The organism is Pseudomonas sp. NBRC 100443, assembly GCF_030268185.1.
GTDB lineage: Bacteria > Pseudomonadota > Gammaproteobacteria > Pseudomonadales > Pseudomonadaceae > Pseudomonas > Pseudomonas citronellolis.
In genome coordinates this window covers 39,243-55,650 of record NZ_BSQE01000001.1, presented here as the reverse complement: position 1 = coordinate 55,650, position 16,408 = coordinate 39,243, and the positions used below count along the sequence as shown (strand labels likewise).

Sequence of the window (16,408 nt, the reverse complement as noted above, 5' to 3'; positions counted from 1 at the left end):
TAGGAAAGAAGGTTCTTCGCAGGCGACAGCAGTCATGCTTCCTCTGTTCGCTGGAACCTTGGTTGGCTCGGTCGTCGACAAAACTGGGACGCTATTTCACCGGGAAGTCGAAGGCAGTGTTGGGATACGGCTCCTGCTTCAGCGTGTAGTGCCACCACTCGTTGGCGTAGGGCTCGAAGCCGTGGCGTTGCATGGCGCTGCGCAGGGTTTCGCGGTTGCGCGTCTGTTGCACGCTGATCAGGTTGGTGCCGTGGTGGGAGATGGGGCCGAAGAAGTCGAAGTGGCTGCCCATGTCCAGTTCCTGGCCGGTATTGGCATCGACCAGTGTGAGGTCCACCGTGCTGCCTCGGCAGTGGGCGGATTTCTTGGCGATGTAGCCGTCGCGGAACAGTGCCGCCTTGTCCAGGTGCGGGTAGTAGCGGTCCTTGGTGCGGGTGTCGGCCAGGTCTGCGGCCCAGCGCTGGAAGTGGGCCACGGCGCGTTGCGGGCGGTAGCCGTCGAAGAGTTTCAGTTGCAGGCCGCTCAGGGCGACGTCGCGTTCCACCTCGGCCAGGGCCGTGGCCGCTTCCTTCGTGAGGATCACCCGTGGGCTTTCGTAGCCGTCGATGCGGCTGCCGACGAAGTTGTCGCCGCTGTAGTAGCGCGCTTCGTAATGGGCGTGCTGCAGCACCTGGTCGAGGTAGACGAAGCCGGGTTGCGCCGGCTGGTCGGCGTTGGCGCCGAGGCTGGCCAGCAGCAGGAGCAGGGCGAGGGCGTGGCGGAGCATCCGGCCTCCCGGGCGTGGGGTTTCTTTCACCCTAGCAGTCCTTTCCTGCGACGCATCTCTCGAAATGGCGGGATTTTTCCTACTTAATCCTCAGGTCCAGTTATCCCCTGGCGGGCCGATCCATTCGCCGAGACGAGCGGATCGCGGTTGTGCGGTCCGCGCACGAGTTCGAGCAGCCCAGGAGAGATGCGATGCTCAACCAGATCCGCGTACGTACCCGCCTGCTGTCGCTGGCGTTCCTGCCCCTGCTGGTGCTGGCCGGGGTGATGGCGCTGGCGGCGTACAACGCCGACCAGCTCAACGATGATTTCGACGAGCTGTTCAACGACCGCATGCGCCCGGTGAACCGGCTCAACCTGATCTCCAACGCCTATGCGGTGAACATGGTGGATGCGCTGCACAAGTATCGCTCCGGGGTGATCGACGTGGACGTCTTGCGCGGCGCCATCGGCGAGGCGCGCAAGACCATCGCGGACTCCTGGCGCCTGGTGCAGGACAGCAAGATGACCGATGCCGAGCAGCAGATGGTGGCCGGCATCCGCGCGCGTATGGCCGCGGTGGACAAGCTGGTGGACACGCTGCAGGAGCAGACCGACGGCAGCCTGCGCGGCGAGAGCGACGCCAGTTTCATCCGGCGCCTGTATGCGGCCTTCGACCCGCTGGGGGATGCGCTGGAGGAACTGGCCCAGTTGCAGGTCCGCGAGGGCGAAAGGCTGAGCCAGGCCTCCACCGCGCGTTACCAGGCGATGAAGGCCAGTTTCGTGGCCATCGCCGTGGTGGTGCTGGTCGGCATGCTGCTGTTCAGCCTGCTGGTCAGCCGCTCGATCAACCGCCCGCTGGAACAGCTGGGCCGGACCATCGCCACGGTGCAGCGCAATTCCGACCTGAGCCTGCGCGCCGAGGCCGTGGGCCGCGACGAGCTGGCGCAGACCGCCCAGGCCTTCAACACCATGCTCGAACACTTCCAGCGGCTGATCCGCCACCTGGGCGGCGCCTCGGTGCAGCTGGCCAGCGCGTCGGAGGAGATGAGCGCCATCAGTGCCCAGGTCAGCGATGCCGCCAACGGCCAGGGCGACCAGACCGCCATGGTCGCCACCGCCGTGCACGAGATGAGCGCCGCAGTGCAGCAGGTGGCGGAGAACGCCCTGGACATGGCGCGGGTGGCCGAGGACGTGCGCCGCGAGGCGCACCAGGGCACCGAGCTGGTGGAGGCCAACCTGGGCGCCATCGAGCGCCTGTCGCAGGCGGTGCAGGAGAGCGCCGAGGTGATCGACCGCCTGCACAGCCAGAGCGACGAGATCGGCAGCGTGCTGGGGGTGATCCAGAGCATCGCCGAGCAGACCAACCTGCTGGCGCTCAATGCCGCCATCGAGGCGGCGCGGGCCGGCGAGGCCGGGCGCGGGTTCGCCGTGGTGGCCGACGAGGTGCGCAGCCTGGCGAGCAACACGCAGAAGGCCACCGAGTCGATCCGCGGCATGATCGATTCGCTGCAGAGCGGCGCGCGCCAGGCGGTGGGCGTGATGCAGGAGTCCCGCGAGCGGGCCGGGGACAGCGTGCGGCATTCGCGCGAGTCCGGCGAGGCGCTGCGGCACATCGCCAACGCCATCGACCGCATCGCCGACGGCAACGCGCAGATTTCCACCGCCACCGAGGAGCAGACGGCGGTGGCCCATGAGATCAGCCAGAACATCACCCAGCTCAACGACAGCATCCAGAGCGTGGTGGAGAACGCCGAGCAGAGCGCCGCGGCGAGCCTGGAGCTGGCCCGCCTGGCGGTCGAGCAACAGCAGCAGCTGGCCGGCTTCCGGGTGGACTAGGACTGCCTCACTGGCCCATCAGCAGGCGCTGCTGCTGGGAGGAGAAGCCGCCCTGTTGCTGGAACTGCGCGCCCATCATGGGCTGCCGTTCGACGTCGTCGAGGCCGAAGGATTCCTTCACCGGCGACTCGATGGCGCCGAGGTTGTAGCTGCTCTGCCCGGCGCAGCCGGAGAGGGCGAGCAGGGCGAGGACGAGCGCGGGAAGCCGGGGCATGGTGGACTCCTTCTGTGGGGGAGCTTGCGGATCGCACAGCCTAGGCCGGCGAAGCTTATGGCTTGCTTAAGCTCAGTCGCGGCGCAGGGCCTGGACGTCGTTGCCTTCGGGGTCGAAGGCGTCCAGGCGCATGCGTTCGGCGAAGGCCTCCAGCGCCGCCTGGCCGCTGACGAAGCCGGCCTTCGCGCTGGCCCAGTCGTCCGGGCGCAGGCGCACCATCCAGCCTTCGCCGTAGCAGTCGAGGTTGATCAGGCCGGGGCGGCGCTGCACGTCCTCGTTGCTCACCAGCAGGGTGCCGGCCAGCGGGCAGCGGGCCGAAGAGGCGGCCTTGGCGAACTCCACCACGCCGAAGCTGCGGTCGCGCTCGATGTGCCAGCCGTCGCGCTTGGGGGTGAAGGCGAAGATCTGCCCGTAGAGCGCGCAGCCATAGGCGCTCAGGCCGAGGGTCACGGCGCCGTCGGCTTCTTCGCGCAGCCACAGGTTGTAGTCCGGGGCGTAGAGCAGGTCGTCGGGGAACTCCAGGCCGTGCAGTTTCACAGGGTCAGCACCCGGTCGTATTCGAGGATCATCCGCGCCAGTTCGCCGCCGCTGGCGATTTCGTCGATTTCGCCGATCAGCGCGCTTTCGTCGATGGGCACGCCGGGGGCGCGGCACATCAGCAGGCGCGCGCCGGCTTCCTTGGCCTGCTGGATGAAGTGGCTGAGCGGCTCGCCGCCGGGGGCGGCGTAGAGGTTGTCCACCACGTCCTGGCGCGCCAGCTGCACGCCTTCGCCGCTGAGGAAGAGCGTCACCTCGGCGTCCATGCAGGCCAGCAGGGTGGCGGTGTAGAAGGGCGCGGCGCAGCGCGCCGGGGTGCTCGGGCCGCTGCTGACGATGATCAGCACGCGCTGGATGTCAGGCTGGTCCAAGGGCTTTCTCCATCTGCACCAGGGCCACGCGGCGGCCGTCCGGCGCCTGGCGCTCGACGATGCCCACCGGGCGATAGCCCAGGCCGGCGTAGAGCAGCAGGCCGCCGGCGTTGTCGTTGAAGCAGGAGATTTTCATCAGCGGTGCAGCGTAGTCACGCCGGGCGAGGTCTTCCATGACGCCGATCAGGTAGCGCGCCACGCCGTGCCCGCGGGCCCAGGGCGCGACCATCATGTTGCCCAGCGCGCAGTACTCGCCGGGCAGGCTCTGGTAGAAGTTGGCGAAGCCGGCGGCGCGGCCGTCGAGCAGGGCCAGGGTGCTGGCGCGGCGCTCGGCCACGGCGGCGGCCAACTGTTCGACGCTGAACGGCCAGCGGGCCTTGGGGTAGGCGTAGAAGAGTTCGTCGGCGCTACGCACGAAGCCGGCCACCTCGGCGAGGTCGCCGGCTTCCACGGGGCGATGCTGCAGGCTCATCCGTGCGGCGGGTACTGGGCGAGGACCTTCTGCACGGTCTCGCGGATCGCCGCTTCGCGCTCGGCCGGGGTCGGCGGGCTGCTGCGCATGATCTGCTCGCCGCTGCCGCGCCACACCAATTTGCCGTCCTTGCCGTCGAGCAGGTCGACCTGGATGGTGGCGACCTTGTAGGTCACGGTGCGCGACTCGGCCATCGCTGGGCCGCCCCAGTAGCCGCCCCAATAACCGTTCCAGTAGCCGCCGGTGTAGGTGGTGACCTGGTCCTGGCGCTGGTCGACGATCAGGTAGGCGCGCACCGTCACGTCGGGCGCGGCGCTGCCCTGGGTCGGGCGCAGGCCGCGCTGGTCGAGCTGGTCGGCCACCGCCGAGCGGATGCGCTGCTCGGTGAGGTCGCTCTTGATGCGCGGGTCGTCCGGGCGGTATTCGAAGGCCGGCTGCGCCCAGGCCCAGCTGCGGTACGCGGCGAAGTCGCGGCTGGAATCGTAGTCGCGGCTGAGGTTGACGGTCTCACAGGCGGCCAGGCCCAGCAGCAGGCCCAGCAACAACAGACGGCGGATCATGATCGGCATACTCCAGGCAGAGTCTTCATCGAAGCTCAGAGCGTGCGCAAAGGCAAGTGTCGGAATGCCTCGAAATGGCCCTATTCCGCAGTTTTCTGGCAGCAAAGCCGGACAAGCGCCTCAGTGCGGCGGGTAGCCCGACAACGCCTTGCGCACCGCTTCGCGCAGGCCGCGGGCCTTTTCGCTCTGGTTGCCGCTGGGCTGGTATTCGGCCGAGGCCACCCAGACGGCGTGGTTGTCGCGGGCGTCGTAGAGTTCGATGCGCACCACGTTGACCTGCACTATGTAGGTCCGCGTCACCGGGATGGAGGCGCCGTACCAGGGATCGTTCCAGCCGCCGTAGTAGCCGCCGCCGTAGTAGTCGGTGACCTGGCGGGTGCGCTGCTCGCTGCTGACCCGCGCGCTCACGCGCAGGTCCGGCGTGGCGCCGGGGCGCGCCGGGCGCAGGCCGACCTGGTCGAGGCCTTCGCTGACCGCGTCCTGCAGCGAGCTGCCGTAGGTGGTGGCGCCGCTGGGCGCGCCGGTCCAGTTCCACGAGCGGTAGCGGCCGTAGTCCGGCGGCGCGGCCGGGTAGGCGCCGGGGTCGAAGCCCGGGGCGCTGGCCTGGGCCGGCACCGGGGGCGGCGGCAGCGACTGGCTGGTGTAGGGATTCTGGCTCTGGCAGGCGGCCAGCGCGGCGAGCAGCGGCAGCAGGATCAGGCGTGGCGACATGCGGGGCTCCCGCCCGCGCCGGGGCGCGGGCGACGACGGTGATGGGCCGATTGTGCACCTATTCGCGCGGGCGGCACAGCCAGTGCAGGTAGCGCCCCAGGCCGGCGAAGGCCGGGTGGCGGCGGTAGGCCAGTTCCATTTCCACCAGGTCCAGGGGCTCGGCCTTGTGCTGGAATTCCTGCGGCATGTAGTCGTGGAACACCCGCACGCCGCTGCGCGCCTCGATGTTCCAGGCGTCCGCCATGGCCGCTTCCAGCTCGCGCGGGTCCAGCGGCTGCTGCGGCGTCAGGCTCTGGCCCTCGCCGGCGAAGCGCTGCTTGCGCAGCTTGCGGAAGTGGCCCTTGAGCAGGTTGCGGTAGATGAGCGCGTCGCGGTTGTAGAAGGCCAGCGACAGCCAGCCGTCGCGGGCGGTCAGCTGGTGCAGCACGGGGAGGATGGCCTGGGGCTCGGCCAGCCATTCCAGCACGGCGTGGCACAGCACCAGGTCGTAGGGTTCGTCGAGCTGGCCGAGCAGTGCCTGCCACGGCGCCTCGATGAAGGTGGCCGCGCGGCCGGCCTCGGCGAAGCGCTGGCGGGCGCCTTCGAGCATGGGCGCGGCGGGTTCGGCGAGGGTTACCTGGTGGCCGCGTTCGGCCAGCCACAGCGCCATGTGGCCCAGGCCGGCGCCTATGTCGAGCACGCGCAGCGGGCGTTCGGGCAGCGCTTCGGCCAGGTCGGCCTGCAGCACGGCCAGGCGGATGGCGCCCTTGGCGCCGCCGTAGATCTTCTCGGCGAAGCGCGTGGCCAGTTCGTCGAAATGCCGGTCAGCCATGCACGAAGCGCCTTTCGCTGTCGGCCAGCTTGGCGCGCACCGCCTGGTCCATGTCCAGGCCCAGTTCGGCGCAGAGCAGCAGCAGGTAGAGGACGATGTCGCCGACCTCCTGGCCGGCGTGGGCGAGTTTGTCAGCCGGCAGCTGGCGCGACTCGTCCTCGCTCAGCCACTGGAAGATTTCCACCAGCTCGGCCATTTCCACGCTGGCGGCCATGGCCAGGTTCTTCGGGCTGTGGAAGCGCTTCCAGTGGTTGTGGTCGCGGATCGCGTGCAGGCGCGCGGTGAGTTCGTCGAGGTTCATCGGGGGCTCCTTGGGAGCCCCATAGCTTCCGGCTTCAGCGGCGCCGCATCAAGCGTCGAGCGGTTTCCAGGCGCCGGCCATGTGCGGCAGGCCGTCCTCGCCGCGCAGGGCGAACTGCCCGGCCGGGGCCACCTCGCTGGCCAGCAGGCTGACGCTGGAGGGCAGCAGCACCGGCTTCTGGAAGCGCACTTGCACCTGGTAGCCGGCCGCCGGCAGGCGCTCGCCCAGGGCCGCCAGGCTGCGCGCCTTGTTCCACAGGCCATGGGCGATGGCGCGGGGGAAGCCGAACAGCCTGGCGCTGGCCGCCGACAGGTGGATGGGGTTGTAGTCGCCGGCCACGCGGGCGTAGCGCCGGCCGATGTCCACCGGGCATTGCCAGTGGTCGATCTGCTCCAGCGGCAGCTCGGGCTGTTCTTCGCGCGCAGGCGGGCTGCCTTCCAGGCGCATGCCGCGGAACAGCAGGCGGCTGTCGCCTTCCCAGAGCAGGCCGAGCTGGTCGTGCAGCTGGGTGATCAGGCTGAAGGTCACGCCCTTGTCGTGGGGCTGCAGGTCGGCCACCCGCACGCTGGCCTGGAACGGGCCCAGGCCGCCGAGGGGGCGCAACACGCTGATACGGTTCTCCAGGTGCACCAGGCCCAGCAGCGGGAAGGGGAAGTGGGCGTCGGTGAGCAGGCCCATCTGCAGGCCGAAGGCGAGGATGTGCGGGTAGGTCGGCGGCAGCAGGTGGTCGTTCCTGAAGCCGCACACCTGGCGGTAGCGCTCCAGGTTCCGGGCGTCGACCATCACCGGCGCGCGCACGCCGCGGGTGGGCAGGCTGCGGCCGCGCAGGCCGCGGCGCACGGCGGCGCGCAGGAACAGGCCGGGCAGGGCGGGTGGGGCGGACAGGTCCAGCCAGTCTTTGGGCATTCGGAATCTCCTGAGCGGTATTGCCTTCAGCTTAGTCGCCGGGCCCGGCCGGGCATTGGCCGGGGCGGGGCAGTGTGGCGGCAGGCCGGTCAATCGGCGGCTCTGGCATGGGGCTTGTGGATAATTCGACCGCTGCCATGGCGTGTTACTTGAGAGGCGGTAGGAAAGCTGCCTAAGATGGGCCCGCTTCATGGATAACCAGAATAAATACCATGCACGATCTGACCGACGATGTGGCGCTGATGCGCCCGGTGATCGACGCGCTGCGCGCCAGCGGCAGCGATCCCGACCGTGTGCTCGCCCGGGTTGGCCTGCCGCCGGGCGCCCTGCCGGCCGGGCGCTTCCCGCATAGCGCGCAGAACCTGTTCTGGAAGGCCGCCGCCGAGGAATGCGGCGAGGAGCACGTCGGCCTGTACCTGGCCGGGCACCTGCCGGCCTTCCACGGCCTACTGCTGGAATACCTGTTCCTCTCCAGCGCCACCTTCGGCGAGGGCCTGCGCCACGCTCTGCGCTACGTGCGCCTGCTCTCCGACACCCTCAACGCCCGCCTGGAAGTGGAGGGCGAGCGCGCCGTGCTGCTGCTCGGCCACAGCGCCGGGACCAACCGGCACTTCCCGGAAATGCTCGCCGGCGCGGTGATCCGCCTGTTCCACGCGCTCACCGAGGGCGACTTCCGGCCCCACGAGGTGGAGCTGATGCACGGCGAAGGCGCCCCCGCCGAACGCTACCGACAGGTCTACGGCTGCCCGGTGCGCCTGGGCGCCGAGCGCTATGCGCTGGTCTTCGACGCCGCGGTGCTGGACAAGCCCTCGCGCCACGCCGCGCCGGAGTTGCTGCGCATGCACGAGTCGCTGGCGCGCCGGCAACTGGCCGAGGTGGAACGCCTGGACCTGGTGCGCAAGGTGCGCGAGCTGATCGGCGAGCTGCTGGTGGACGGCGGCGCCACCCTGGAGCAGGTGGCGGCGCGCCTGGACATGCCGGCCCGGCGCCTGCGCGAGCGCCTGGCCATGGCTGGGGTGCGCTTCAACGACCTGGTTACCGACTACCGTTGCCGGCTGGCCAAGGAGCTGTTGCTGAAGACCGACGAGCGTATCGAGGTGATCGTCGAGCGTACCGGGTTCTCAGAGCCGAGTACCTTTTACCGCGCCTTCAAGCGCTGGGTGGGGGAGACGCCAGTGGAGTTCCGCAAGCGCGGGAAGGTTTGAGAGAGCGGCCGAGTCTAGCGACGGGAGGGAGCGGCTTTTCGTAGGAGCGAGCTTGCTCGCGAACGCTGTTCTGCCGGTGGCGTCGGTGCTTGCCCTGAAGAGCGCCCTCTCCCCAGCCCTCTCCCTGAAGGGAGAGGGGGCTAGTCCGTGCCGAGAAAGGTGATGGTTTCCGCCGGAAACCTCTGTGCTAGCCGGCTAACGCCATAACATCAAACCCTGCCCAACGGTCCCCTCTCCCTTCAGGGAGAGGGTTAGGGAGAGGGGCGGAATAAACCCCAAACACCCAGACCACCTGGAAACCACTCGGGGCTCGTCCGCGATCCCCTCCGCCCTCACGCCCCAAGCAAACTCTGCCCACACACCCGCAACACCTGCCCGCTCACCGCCCCGCTGCCCGGCTGGGCGAACCAGGCCACGGCCTCGGCCACGTCCTGGGGCAGGCCGCCCTGGCCCATGGAGTTCATGCGCCGGCCGGCCTCGCGGATGGTCAGGGGAATGGCCGCGGTCATCTGCGTTTCGATGAAGCCCGGGGCCACCGCGTTGATGCTGATGCCCTTCTTGCCCAGGGCCGGGGCCCAGGCCTGGGCCAGGCCGATCAGGCCGGCCTTGCTCACCGCGTAGTTGGTCTGCCCGAGGTTGCCGGCGATGCCGCTGATGGAGGCCAGCAGCACCACGCGGCCGTCGTCGCGCAGCTTGCCGGCGTCGAGCAGGGCCTGGGTGAGCACCTGCGGGGCCTTGAGGTTGACGTCGATCACCGAGTTCCAGAACGCCTCGCTCATCTTCGCCACGGTCTTGTCGCGGGTGATGCCGGCGTTGTGCACCACGATGTCCACGCCTTCGGGCAGCGCTTCCACCAGCTTCTCGCCGGCATCCGGCGCGCAGATGTCCAGGGCCACGCCCTTGCCGCCCAGGCGCGCGGCCAGGGCGTCGAGGGCGTCCTTGGCCGGCGGCACGTCCAGCAGCACCACCTCGGCGCCGTCGCGGGCCAGGGTTTCGGCGATGGCCGCGCCAATGCCGCGGGCCGCGCCGGTGACCAGGGCGCGCTTGCCCACCAGCGGGCGGCTCCAGTCCTGCACCTGGCCGGCGTAGGCGGAAAGGCGGATCACCTGGCCGGACACGTAGGCGCTCTTGGGCGAGAGGAAGAAGCGCAGGGCGCCTTCGAGCTGGTTTTCCGCGCCCTTGCCGACGTACAGCAGCTGCACGTTGCCGCCGCGGCGGATCTCCTTGCCCAGGGAGCGGCTGAAGCCCTCCAGGCTGCGCTGCACGCTGGCGGCAATGGGGTCTTTCAGCGATTCCGGGGCGCGCCCGAGGATGACCACGTGGGGGCACAGGTCCAGGCCCTTGAGCGCGGCCTGGAAGAAGTCGCGCAGTTCGATCAGTTGCTCGAAGCCGGTGAGGCCGCTGGCGTCGAACACCATGGCCTTGAGCTTCGGGCCGTGCTCGGCGGTCCAGCGCGGCAGGCCGTACTGGCCCTCCACGGCGGCGTAGACGGCGTCGGTCAGGCGCTGGCTGAAGCCCAGCATGGCCTCGCCCAGGTTGCCCGTCCCGCCCAGCAACAGGGCGCCGTCCACCGGCCGGGTGCGCCCGGCGCTCCAGCGTTCCAGGCGTACCGGCGTGGGCAGGCCGAAGGCGCCGACCAGGCGGCGGCCGACATTGGAGTTGGCGAAGGCGATGTAGCGATCAGTCATGGACGGGGGCTCCTGCACGGATACTCGAAGTGCCGACCACTCTACGCAGGCACCGGTTCCGCGCAATTGACCGCGCTGACCTGCGCCATGGCGGGGCGGCCAATGCGACGGGACCGGCTAAGGTTAGCCTGTGCGCCAGAACCCGCTCAGCCCGCAAGGAGCCTTGCATGACCCAGACCCGACGGGTCGCCATCGTCGGCGGCAACCGTATTCCCTTCGCCCGCTCCAACACCGTCTACGCCACGGCGAGCAACCAGGAGATGCTCACCTGTGCCCTCGACGGCCTGATCGAGCGCTACAACCTGCACGGCGAGCGCCTGGGCGAGGTGGTGGCCGGCGCGGTGCTCAAGCACTCGCGGGACTTCAACCTCACCCGCGAATGCGTGCTGGGCACCCGCCTGGCCCCGGAAACTCCGGCCTACGACGTCCAGCAGGCCTGCGGCACGGGGCTTGAGGCGGCGATCCTGGTGGCCAACAAGATCGCCCTGGGGCAGATCGACTGCGGCATCGCCGGCGGCGTGGACACCACCTCCGACGCGCCCATCGGCGTCAACGAGGGGCTGCGGCGCATCCTGCTCGAGGCCAACCGCGGCAAGTCCAACGGCGACAAGCTCAAGAGCCTGCTGAAGATCCGCCCGCGCCACCTGATGCCGCACATCCCCAGGAACGGCGAGCCGCGCACCGGGCTGTCCATGGGCGAGCACTGCGAGCTGATGGCGCAGACCTGGCAGATCCCCCGCGACGAGCAGGACAAGCTCGCCTACGAAAGCCACATCAAGCTGGCCGCGGCCTACGCCGAAGGTTGGCAGAACGACCTGATGACGCCGTTCCGCGGCCTGACCCGCGACCAGAACCTGCGCCCGGACATCAACCTGGAAAAGCTCGGCACCCTCAAGCCGGTGTTCGAGAAGGGCCCGCGCGGCACCCTCACGGCGGCCAACTCCACCCCGCTGACCGACGGCGCCTCGGTGGTGCTGCTGGCCAGCGAGGACTGGGCCAAGGCGCGCGGCCTGCCGATCCTGGCGTACTTCAGGGATGGCGAGGCGGCGGCGGTGAACTTCGTCGGCGAAGGCGCAGAAGGCCTGCTGATGGCCCCGGTCTACGCCGTGCCGCGGCTGCTGGCGCGCAACGGCCTGAGCCTGCAGGACTTCGACTACTACGAGATCCACGAGGCCTTCGCCGCCCAGGTGCTGTGCACCCTCAAGGCCTGGGAAGACGCGGAATACTGCAAGACCCGCCTCGGCCTGGACGCGCCGCTGGGCTCGATCGACCGCAGCAAGCTCAACGTCAAGGGCAGCTCCCTGGCCGCCGGCCACCCATTCGCCGCCACCGGCGGGCGCATCGTTGCCAACCTGGCCAAGCTGCTGAACACGGCCGGGAAAGGGCGCGGGCTGATCTCGATTTGCGCGGCGGGCGGGCAAGGTGTGACCGCGATCGTGGAAAAGTAATCCAATACATCGGGCGGCTGTGGCCGGCCCACGATGTAACAGCAACTCCGTGACTTAAGGCGGTGCCGTGCGAGCGGTGCCGCCTCTTTTTTTGCGCGCAGGGTGGGGGCTTTGGCTTTTCATAGGAGCGAGCTTGCTCGCGAATGGTGCTTGCCGGCGGGCTTGGGAGGTGGGCTTTAGAGCGCCCTCTCCCTAACCCTCTCCCTGAAGGGAGAGGGGACCGTTCGGTGTGAAGCGTGATTTCAAAGCTCGCCGGATACTCCGGTGTTGCCGGATGTCACAAAAACCACCGACTGCACGGATAGCCCCCTCTCCCTTCAGGGAGAGGGCTGGGGAGAGGGGACGGAGTCGACCCGAGGCGACAGCGCTGCCGGGACAGGCTGTTCGCGAGCAAGCTCGCTCCTACGAAATACGAAAAGCCTCCAGCCTCCAGCCTTTCATCCCCCCTGCAACATCGCCGGATGCACCCGCCCATCCAGCGCCGTGGACAGCACCAGCGAAGTCTTGCTCGCCCCGTGCTGGGCCAACTGGTCGATCAACTCTTCCAGCTCGGCGGTGCTGGTCACCGCCACCCGCAGCATCACGCAGGATTCGCCGGTCACCCGGTAGCAGTCGAGCACCTGGGGGATTTCCGTCAGGCGTTGCAGTTGCAGGGCGCCGCGGTGGTCGTTCAGGCGCAGTTCGATCAGGCACTGGATCGGGCGGCCGAGCTTGGTCAGGTCTACGCTGGCGTGGTAGCCGGTGATCACGCCGTCGGCCTCCAGGCGCGCCACGCGGTCGGCCACCGCCGGGGGCGAGAGGTTGATGCGCCGGGCCAGTTCGGCGAAGGACAGGCGGCCGTTTTCCAGCAGGGCGGCGAGCAGTGCGCGGTCGTATTTGTCCATCGGTCTCTCCCGTCTGTCGAATCGACGGCTTTGCGTTTGAAAATCCATCGAAAGAAAAGTGTTCCGCCAGATAATGCGTTTTCTGTGCCTTATAAGGCCCGAAAGCACTTAATAAAATGAGGCGCTACGACCCACTTGTCGAGCCCTCTGCCATGTCCGTCATGCCCATGCCAAAAGCCCGCGTTTCGTTGACGCTGATCGCCGCCTTCTTCGCCCTCTACTTCATCTGGGGCTCGACCTACCTGGTGATCCGCATCGGCGTGGAAAGCTGGCCGCCGATGCTCATGGCCGGCTGCCGCTTCGTCATCGCCGGGGCGCTGCTGCTGGCCTGGGCGCTGTACCGCGGCGCGCCGCTGCCCAGCGGGCGGCAGTGGCTGAACGCCGGGGCCATCGGCATCCTCCTGCTCAGCTGCGGCAACGGCGGGGTGACGGTGGCCGAGCACTGGGGCGTGGCCTCGGGCGTGGCCGCACTGGGGGTGGCCACGGTGCCGCTGTTTGCGTTGGTGTTCGCGCGCCTGTTCGGCCAGCGCAACAGCCTGCTGGAGTGGAGCGGCATCGGCCTTGGGCTGTGCGGCATCGTGCTGCTCAACCTCGGCTCCAACCTGCAGGGCAGCCCGGCGGGCGCTGCGCTGATTCTCTTCGCCGCCGCGGCCTGGGCCTTCGGTTCGGTGTGGAGCCGGCGCCTGGACCTGCCGGCCGGGCCCATGGCCAGTGCCTTGGAGATGCTGGTGGGCGGCGCCGCGCTGCTGCTGGGCAGCCAGCTTTCCGGCGAGCACCTGCAGCAGATGCCGGATGTGCGCGGCTGGCTGGCGCTGGGCTACCTGGTGGTGTTCGGTTCGATCATCGCCTTCAGCGCCTACGTCTACCTGCTGGCCAACGTGCGCCCGGCGGCGGCCACCAGCTATGCCTTCGTCAACCCGGCGGTGGCCGTGCTGCTCGGGGTGGCGTTCGCCGGCGAGCACATCGGCTGGCCGGAGGCGCTGGCGATGGCGGTGATCATCGGGGCGGTGCTGTTGATCAGCCTGCCGCAGTGGCGGCGGCGCGAGGCGGCCTGAGTCGGCTCAGTCGATCGGGACGATGCGCACGCGGCTGACGCCGACGCGGTCGGCGCTGTGCCGCAGGTTGGGGATCAGGTTGGGGTCCAGCGGCGCGTCGGTCAGCCCGGTGGGGTCTTCGCCGGTCTCCTGCGCCAGGTGCAGCAGCACCTGGAGCAGGGCGAGGAATTCGTTGGGTTCCTCGGACCACTCGTGGATCAGCCGGCGCGGCTGTTCGCGCAGGCGGTAGTGGATGGCGTAGCGGTGGGTGACGTTCATGGTGGCACCTCTGCAGGCTAAGACACCCCAGAACGTCAAAATTCCCATCACTTTCCCGGACAGCCGACAGGTGGTCATTTTTTCGCCACTCACCGACAGACGTCGCGAAATGGCGGGCTTTCAGATGACGAAAAAGCCGTGGGTGCCATCACGGCCGAGCTGCTCGACCAGGCCGAATTCCCAGTCCAGATAGCCCTGCATGGCCTCGCGCGGGTTGTCGGTGCCCTCGTAGGGACGGCGGTAGCGGTCGATGCGCGGCGCGGCGAGCAGGCTCTCGCCTTCCTCGGTGGGCAGCCCCGCGGCGACCCAGGCGGCGGTGCCGCCTTCGAGCAGGAACACCGGCTTGCCGCTCAGGGCCTGCACTTCCGGCTCGGCGAAGCGCGCCAGCAGGCTGCTGCCGCAGGTGAGCACGTAGCGCTCGGCCGTGCCCAGCTGCGCCAGCGCTTCTTTCAGCTGGCTGCGCAGGGCCCAGGCGGCGCCGGGAATGTGGCGTTTCACGTAGTTGGCGCTGGCGGTGAAGTCGAGCACCCGGGTGCCCGGCTCGCGCAGCCACTCGGCCAATATCTGCGGGGCGATGGTCTCGGCCTGCGGCTGCTGCGGCAGCGGCGCGGCCCAGGCGCCTCGCTCGCTGAAGTCGGCGGCGGACAGGCCGTCCAGCACCGCCACCTCCCAGCCCATCTGCGCCAGCCAGGAAGCGCTCATGTTGGCGCGCGCGCCGTCGTCGTCCACCAGCACCAGGCGCGCGCCGCGCACGCTGGCGACGTGGTCGGTCTCCTGCACCAGCTGGCCGCCGGGAGTGGAGCGCGAGCCGGGCAGGTGGCCGGCCTCGTATTCCTCTGGGGTGCGCACGTCGAACAGGTAGGTGGTGCGCGCGCCTTCGGTCTGCCATTGGCGCAGGCCGGCCAGGTCGATGCGCGCCACCCGCGCGCGGTCGGCCACGGCGCGGGCGCGCTGGGCGGCGGCTGCGCGGGTGGCGGCGGAGACTTCGCCGAAGCGCCGCGCCTGGCCGTGCTCCAGCCGCTGGCCGGCGAGGGTCCAGCCGATGGTGCCGTTGCGCAGCGCCGACACCGGGTTGGCGATGCCGGCGTTCACCAGCGACTGGGTGCCGATGATGCTGCGGGTGCGCCCGGCGCAGTTGACGATGACGCGGGTGGCCGGGTCGGGTGCCAGCTCGGCGACGCGCAGCACCAGCTCGGCGCCGGGCACGCTGATGCCGCCGGGGATGCTCATGGTCTGGTATTCGTCGAAGCGGCGGGCGTCGAGCACCACCACGTCGGCCTTGGCATCGAGCAGCGCCTGCACTTCCTCGGCGCCCAGCGACGGGGTGTGGCGCTCGGCTTCCACCAGCTCGCCGAAGGCCTTGCTCGGCACGTTGACGTCCTTGAACAGCTCGCCGCCGGCAGCGCGCCAGCCGGCCAGGCCGCCGTCGAGCACGGCCACGTCGCTGTAGCCCAGCGCCAGCAGGCGCTGCGCGGCGACTTCGGCCAGGCCTTCGCCGTCGTCGTAGACGGTGACCGGCGTATCGCGGCGCGGCACGCGGGCGTAGACCTCCAGCTCCAGCTTGGACAGCGGCAGGTTGGCGGCGAACAGCGGGTGCGCCTGGGCGAAGGGGTCTTCCTCGCGCACGTCGAGCAGCGCCAGCTCGCGGCGGGCGAGGAGGGCGGCGCGGAGGTCGTGGAAGGTACGGCGGGCGATCTGGCTCATGCGGGGTTCTCTTTCGACAGGTCCCAGATATTGGGCAACTGGCTGTTGGAATAGCCGGAGATGAAGGGCTTCTCTTCACCCTCGGCGGTATAGACGGCACGCCGCACCGCGCCGATGTTGGCGCCGTAGACGTGGATGCTGATGGACGGCCGGTCGGCGAAGGCGTTGCTGACCTGGTGGATGTCGCCGATGCGCGGCGACACCGCCTCCACCTCGCCCGGCTCCAGGCGCAGCGCCGCGCCGGCCGGCTGCAGGCTGCCGTCGGCGGCGAAGGCGAAGGGCTGCGAATACTCGGCGCCGCGCAGCATGCCGATCAGGCCCCAGACGCGGTGGTCGTGCACCGGCGTGCGCTGGCCCGGACCCCAGACGAAGCTGACCACCGAGAAGCGCTGCTGCGAGTCGGCGTGCAGCAGGTACTGCTGGTAGCGCTGCGCGTCGGGCTGGGCGCAGGCCTCGGGCAGCCAGTCGTCATGGCGCACCAGCTCGGCCAGCAGCGGGCGGGCGCGGGCGAGCAGGGTGGCTTCGTCGGGATGCTCGTCGAGCAGGCTGGCCAGGTCGCCGATGAACTGGCGCAGGCGGTCGAAACGCAGGGGGGCGGACATGCGGCGTATTCACTCCGGAAGGTTCTGGCTGTACGGTAGCAAACGCGTTTTTATTCCTGAAATGCATTTTGAATCTAAGCTAATATGCGAGAAATGCA

The 16,408-nt window shown here is 69.4% G+C and carries 19 protein-coding genes; 4 read left to right on the top strand and 15 right to left on the bottom strand.

Translation table 11 applies throughout. The annotated features are described in order from the left end of the window. Window positions 1-91 precede the first annotated feature (91 nt). Window positions 92-766, bottom strand: coding sequence for a M15 family metallopeptidase (locus QSJ95_RS00270; RefSeq protein WP_285639008.1), 675 nt, complete (start codon window positions 764-766; stop codon window positions 92-94). A gap of 191 nt (window positions 767-957) precedes the next feature. On the opposite strand from QSJ95_RS00270, the gene QSJ95_RS00265 reads away from it, so the two are divergent. After that, complete coding sequence (locus QSJ95_RS00265) at window positions 958-2,583, top strand: methyl-accepting chemotaxis protein (protein ID WP_009613245.1); 1,626 nt, start codon at window positions 958-960, stop codon at window positions 2,581-2,583. A gap of 7 nt (window positions 2,584-2,590) precedes the next feature. Here the strand turns inward: QSJ95_RS00265 and QSJ95_RS00260 are convergent, their stop codons facing one another. The 9 genes from QSJ95_RS00260 to QSJ95_RS00220 form a co-directional block, all read right to left on the bottom strand. Beyond that, window positions 2,591-2,797 carry a hypothetical protein gene (locus tag QSJ95_RS00260; protein WP_009613244.1) on the bottom strand — a complete coding sequence of 69 codons (207 nt, stop codon included), beginning with the start codon at window positions 2,795-2,797 and terminating at the stop codon, window positions 2,591-2,593. 72 nt (window positions 2,798-2,869) lie between these two features. After that, a complete protein-coding gene (locus QSJ95_RS00255) occupies window positions 2,870-3,334 on the bottom strand; it encodes a glycine cleavage system protein H (protein ID WP_043318753.1) in 465 nt (154 codons plus the stop codon). Further along, window positions 3,331-3,705, bottom strand: a complete 375-nt coding sequence (locus tag QSJ95_RS00250; protein WP_043318751.1) for a DsrE family protein — start codon at window positions 3,703-3,705, stop codon at window positions 3,331-3,333. Before QSJ95_RS00250 ends, QSJ95_RS00255 begins: the two co-directional genes overlap by 4 nt. Beyond that, on the bottom strand, window positions 3,692-4,177 hold the full coding sequence (locus QSJ95_RS00245) for a GNAT family N-acetyltransferase (RefSeq protein ID WP_058488289.1): 486 nt from the start codon (window positions 4,175-4,177) through the stop codon (window positions 3,692-3,694). Before QSJ95_RS00245 ends, QSJ95_RS00250 begins: the two co-directional genes overlap by 14 nt. Further along, on the bottom strand, window positions 4,174-4,737 hold the full coding sequence (locus QSJ95_RS00240; RefSeq protein ID WP_043269144.1) for a DUF4136 domain-containing protein: 564 nt from the start codon (window positions 4,735-4,737) through the stop codon (window positions 4,174-4,176). The genes QSJ95_RS00245 and QSJ95_RS00240 overlap by 4 nt, the downstream gene beginning before the upstream one ends. Before the next feature lie 120 nt (window positions 4,738-4,857). After that, the gene (locus QSJ95_RS00235) at window positions 4,858-5,448 is read right to left on the bottom strand and encodes a DUF4136 domain-containing protein (RefSeq protein WP_285638995.1); all 591 of its coding nucleotides are present in this window, start codon (window positions 5,446-5,448) and stop codon (window positions 4,858-4,860) included. A gap of 58 nt (window positions 5,449-5,506) precedes the next feature. Continuing rightward, complete coding sequence (locus QSJ95_RS00230) at window positions 5,507-6,259, bottom strand: methyltransferase (protein WP_285638992.1); 753 nt, start codon at window positions 6,257-6,259, stop codon at window positions 5,507-5,509. Continuing rightward, complete coding sequence (locus QSJ95_RS00225; protein WP_285638990.1) at window positions 6,252-6,560, bottom strand: MazG-like family protein; 309 nt, start codon at window positions 6,558-6,560, stop codon at window positions 6,252-6,254. The genes QSJ95_RS00230 and QSJ95_RS00225 overlap by 8 nt, the downstream gene beginning before the upstream one ends. 48 nt (window positions 6,561-6,608) lie before the next feature. Beyond that, window positions 6,609-7,466 (bottom strand): MaoC family dehydratase, encoded by an 858-nt coding sequence (locus QSJ95_RS00220; protein WP_285638988.1) that lies wholly within the window; start codon window positions 7,464-7,466, stop codon window positions 6,609-6,611. Between the two features lie 212 nt (window positions 7,467-7,678). Between QSJ95_RS00220 and QSJ95_RS00215 the strand changes: the two genes are divergently transcribed. Further along, window positions 7,679-8,671, top strand: coding sequence for an AraC family transcriptional regulator (locus tag QSJ95_RS00215; protein WP_043268798.1), 993 nt, complete (start codon window positions 7,679-7,681; stop codon window positions 8,669-8,671). A gap of 332 nt (window positions 8,672-9,003) precedes the next feature. Here the strand turns inward: QSJ95_RS00215 and QSJ95_RS00210 are convergent, their stop codons facing one another. Next, a complete protein-coding gene (locus tag QSJ95_RS00210) occupies window positions 9,004-10,359 on the bottom strand; it encodes a 3-oxoacyl-ACP reductase (protein ID WP_285638984.1) in 1,356 nt (451 codons plus the stop codon). A 167-nt stretch (window positions 10,360-10,526) separates the two neighbouring features. On the opposite strand from QSJ95_RS00210, the gene QSJ95_RS00205 reads away from it, so the two are divergent. Then, on the top strand, window positions 10,527-11,807 hold the full coding sequence (locus QSJ95_RS00205; protein ID WP_285638982.1) for an acetyl-CoA C-acetyltransferase: 1,281 nt from the start codon (window positions 10,527-10,529) through the stop codon (window positions 11,805-11,807). A gap of 437 nt (window positions 11,808-12,244) precedes the next feature. On the opposite strand, the gene QSJ95_RS00200 is transcribed toward QSJ95_RS00205, so the two are convergent. After that, window positions 12,245-12,691 (bottom strand): Lrp/AsnC family transcriptional regulator, encoded by a 447-nt coding sequence (locus tag QSJ95_RS00200; RefSeq protein WP_043268803.1) that lies wholly within the window; start codon window positions 12,689-12,691, stop codon window positions 12,245-12,247. Window positions 12,692-12,858: 167 nt separating this feature from the next. On the opposite strand from QSJ95_RS00200, the gene yedA reads away from it, so the two are divergent. Continuing rightward, window positions 12,859-13,746, top strand: a complete 888-nt coding sequence (gene yedA / locus QSJ95_RS00195; RefSeq protein WP_285639653.1) for a drug/metabolite exporter YedA — start codon at window positions 12,859-12,861, stop codon at window positions 13,744-13,746. 6 nt (window positions 13,747-13,752) lie between these two features. Here yedA and QSJ95_RS00190 read toward each other — a convergent pair whose 3' ends face one another. The 3 genes from QSJ95_RS00190 to QSJ95_RS00180 form a co-directional block, all read right to left on the bottom strand. Continuing rightward, window positions 13,753-14,004 (bottom strand): hypothetical protein, encoded by a 252-nt coding sequence (locus tag QSJ95_RS00190; protein ID WP_061562861.1) that lies wholly within the window; start codon window positions 14,002-14,004, stop codon window positions 13,753-13,755. A gap of 120 nt (window positions 14,005-14,124) precedes the next feature. Continuing rightward, window positions 14,125-15,708 carry a rhodanese-related sulfurtransferase gene (locus tag QSJ95_RS00185; protein WP_285638978.1) on the bottom strand — a complete coding sequence of 528 codons (1,584 nt, stop codon included), beginning with the start codon at window positions 15,706-15,708 and terminating at the stop codon, window positions 14,125-14,127. After that, window positions 15,705-16,310, bottom strand: coding sequence for a 3-mercaptopropionate dioxygenase (locus QSJ95_RS00180; RefSeq protein ID WP_009613210.1), 606 nt, complete (start codon window positions 16,308-16,310; stop codon window positions 15,705-15,707). The genes QSJ95_RS00185 and QSJ95_RS00180 overlap by 4 nt, the downstream gene beginning before the upstream one ends. Between the last annotated feature and the right edge of the window lie 98 nt (window positions 16,311-16,408).

What these genes read in the sequence shown, in the direction of transcription:
- QSJ95_RS00270 (WP_285639008.1), bottom strand. Translation starts at nt 766, where the DNA reads ATGCTCCGCCACGCCCTCGCCCTGCTCCTGCTGCTGGCCAGCCTCGGC.
- QSJ95_RS00265 (WP_009613245.1), top strand. Translation starts at nt 958, where the DNA reads ATGCTCAACCAGATCCGCGTACGTACCCGCCTGCTGTCGCTGGCGTTC.
- QSJ95_RS00260 (WP_009613244.1), bottom strand. Translation starts at nt 2,797, where the DNA reads ATGCCCCGGCTTCCCGCGCTCGTCCTCGCCCTGCTCGCCCTCTCCGGC.
- QSJ95_RS00245 (WP_058488289.1), bottom strand. Translation starts at nt 4,177, where the DNA reads ATGAGCCTGCAGCATCGCCCCGTGGAAGCCGGCGACCTCGCCGAGGTG.
- QSJ95_RS00240 (WP_043269144.1), bottom strand. Translation starts at nt 4,737, where the DNA reads ATGATCCGCCGTCTGTTGTTGCTGGGCCTGCTGCTGGGCCTGGCCGCC.
- QSJ95_RS00235 (WP_285638995.1), bottom strand. Translation starts at nt 5,448, where the DNA reads ATGTCGCCACGCCTGATCCTGCTGCCGCTGCTCGCCGCGCTGGCCGCC.
- QSJ95_RS00230 (WP_285638992.1), bottom strand. Translation starts at nt 6,259, where the DNA reads ATGGCTGACCGGCATTTCGACGAACTGGCCACGCGCTTCGCCGAGAAG.
- QSJ95_RS00225 (WP_285638990.1), bottom strand. Translation starts at nt 6,560, where the DNA reads ATGAACCTCGACGAACTCACCGCGCGCCTGCACGCGATCCGCGACCAC.
- QSJ95_RS00220 (WP_285638988.1), bottom strand. Translation starts at nt 7,466, where the DNA reads ATGCCCAAAGACTGGCTGGACCTGTCCGCCCCACCCGCCCTGCCCGGC.
- QSJ95_RS00215 (WP_043268798.1), top strand. Translation starts at nt 7,679, where the DNA reads ATGCACGATCTGACCGACGATGTGGCGCTGATGCGCCCGGTGATCGAC.
- QSJ95_RS00210 (WP_285638984.1), bottom strand. Translation starts at nt 10,359, where the DNA reads ATGACTGATCGCTACATCGCCTTCGCCAACTCCAATGTCGGCCGCCGC.
- QSJ95_RS00205 (WP_285638982.1), top strand. Translation starts at nt 10,527, where the DNA reads ATGACCCAGACCCGACGGGTCGCCATCGTCGGCGGCAACCGTATTCCC.
- QSJ95_RS00200 (WP_043268803.1), bottom strand. Translation starts at nt 12,691, where the DNA reads ATGGACAAATACGACCGCGCACTGCTCGCCGCCCTGCTGGAAAACGGC.
- yedA (WP_285639653.1), top strand. Translation starts at nt 12,859, where the DNA reads ATGCCAAAAGCCCGCGTTTCGTTGACGCTGATCGCCGCCTTCTTCGCC.
- QSJ95_RS00190 (WP_061562861.1), bottom strand. Translation starts at nt 14,004, where the DNA reads ATGAACGTCACCCACCGCTACGCCATCCACTACCGCCTGCGCGAACAG.
- QSJ95_RS00185 (WP_285638978.1), bottom strand. Translation starts at nt 15,708, where the DNA reads ATGAGCCAGATCGCCCGCCGTACCTTCCACGACCTCCGCGCCGCCCTC.
- QSJ95_RS00180 (WP_009613210.1), bottom strand. Translation starts at nt 16,310, where the DNA reads ATGTCCGCCCCCCTGCGTTTCGACCGCCTGCGCCAGTTCATCGGCGAC.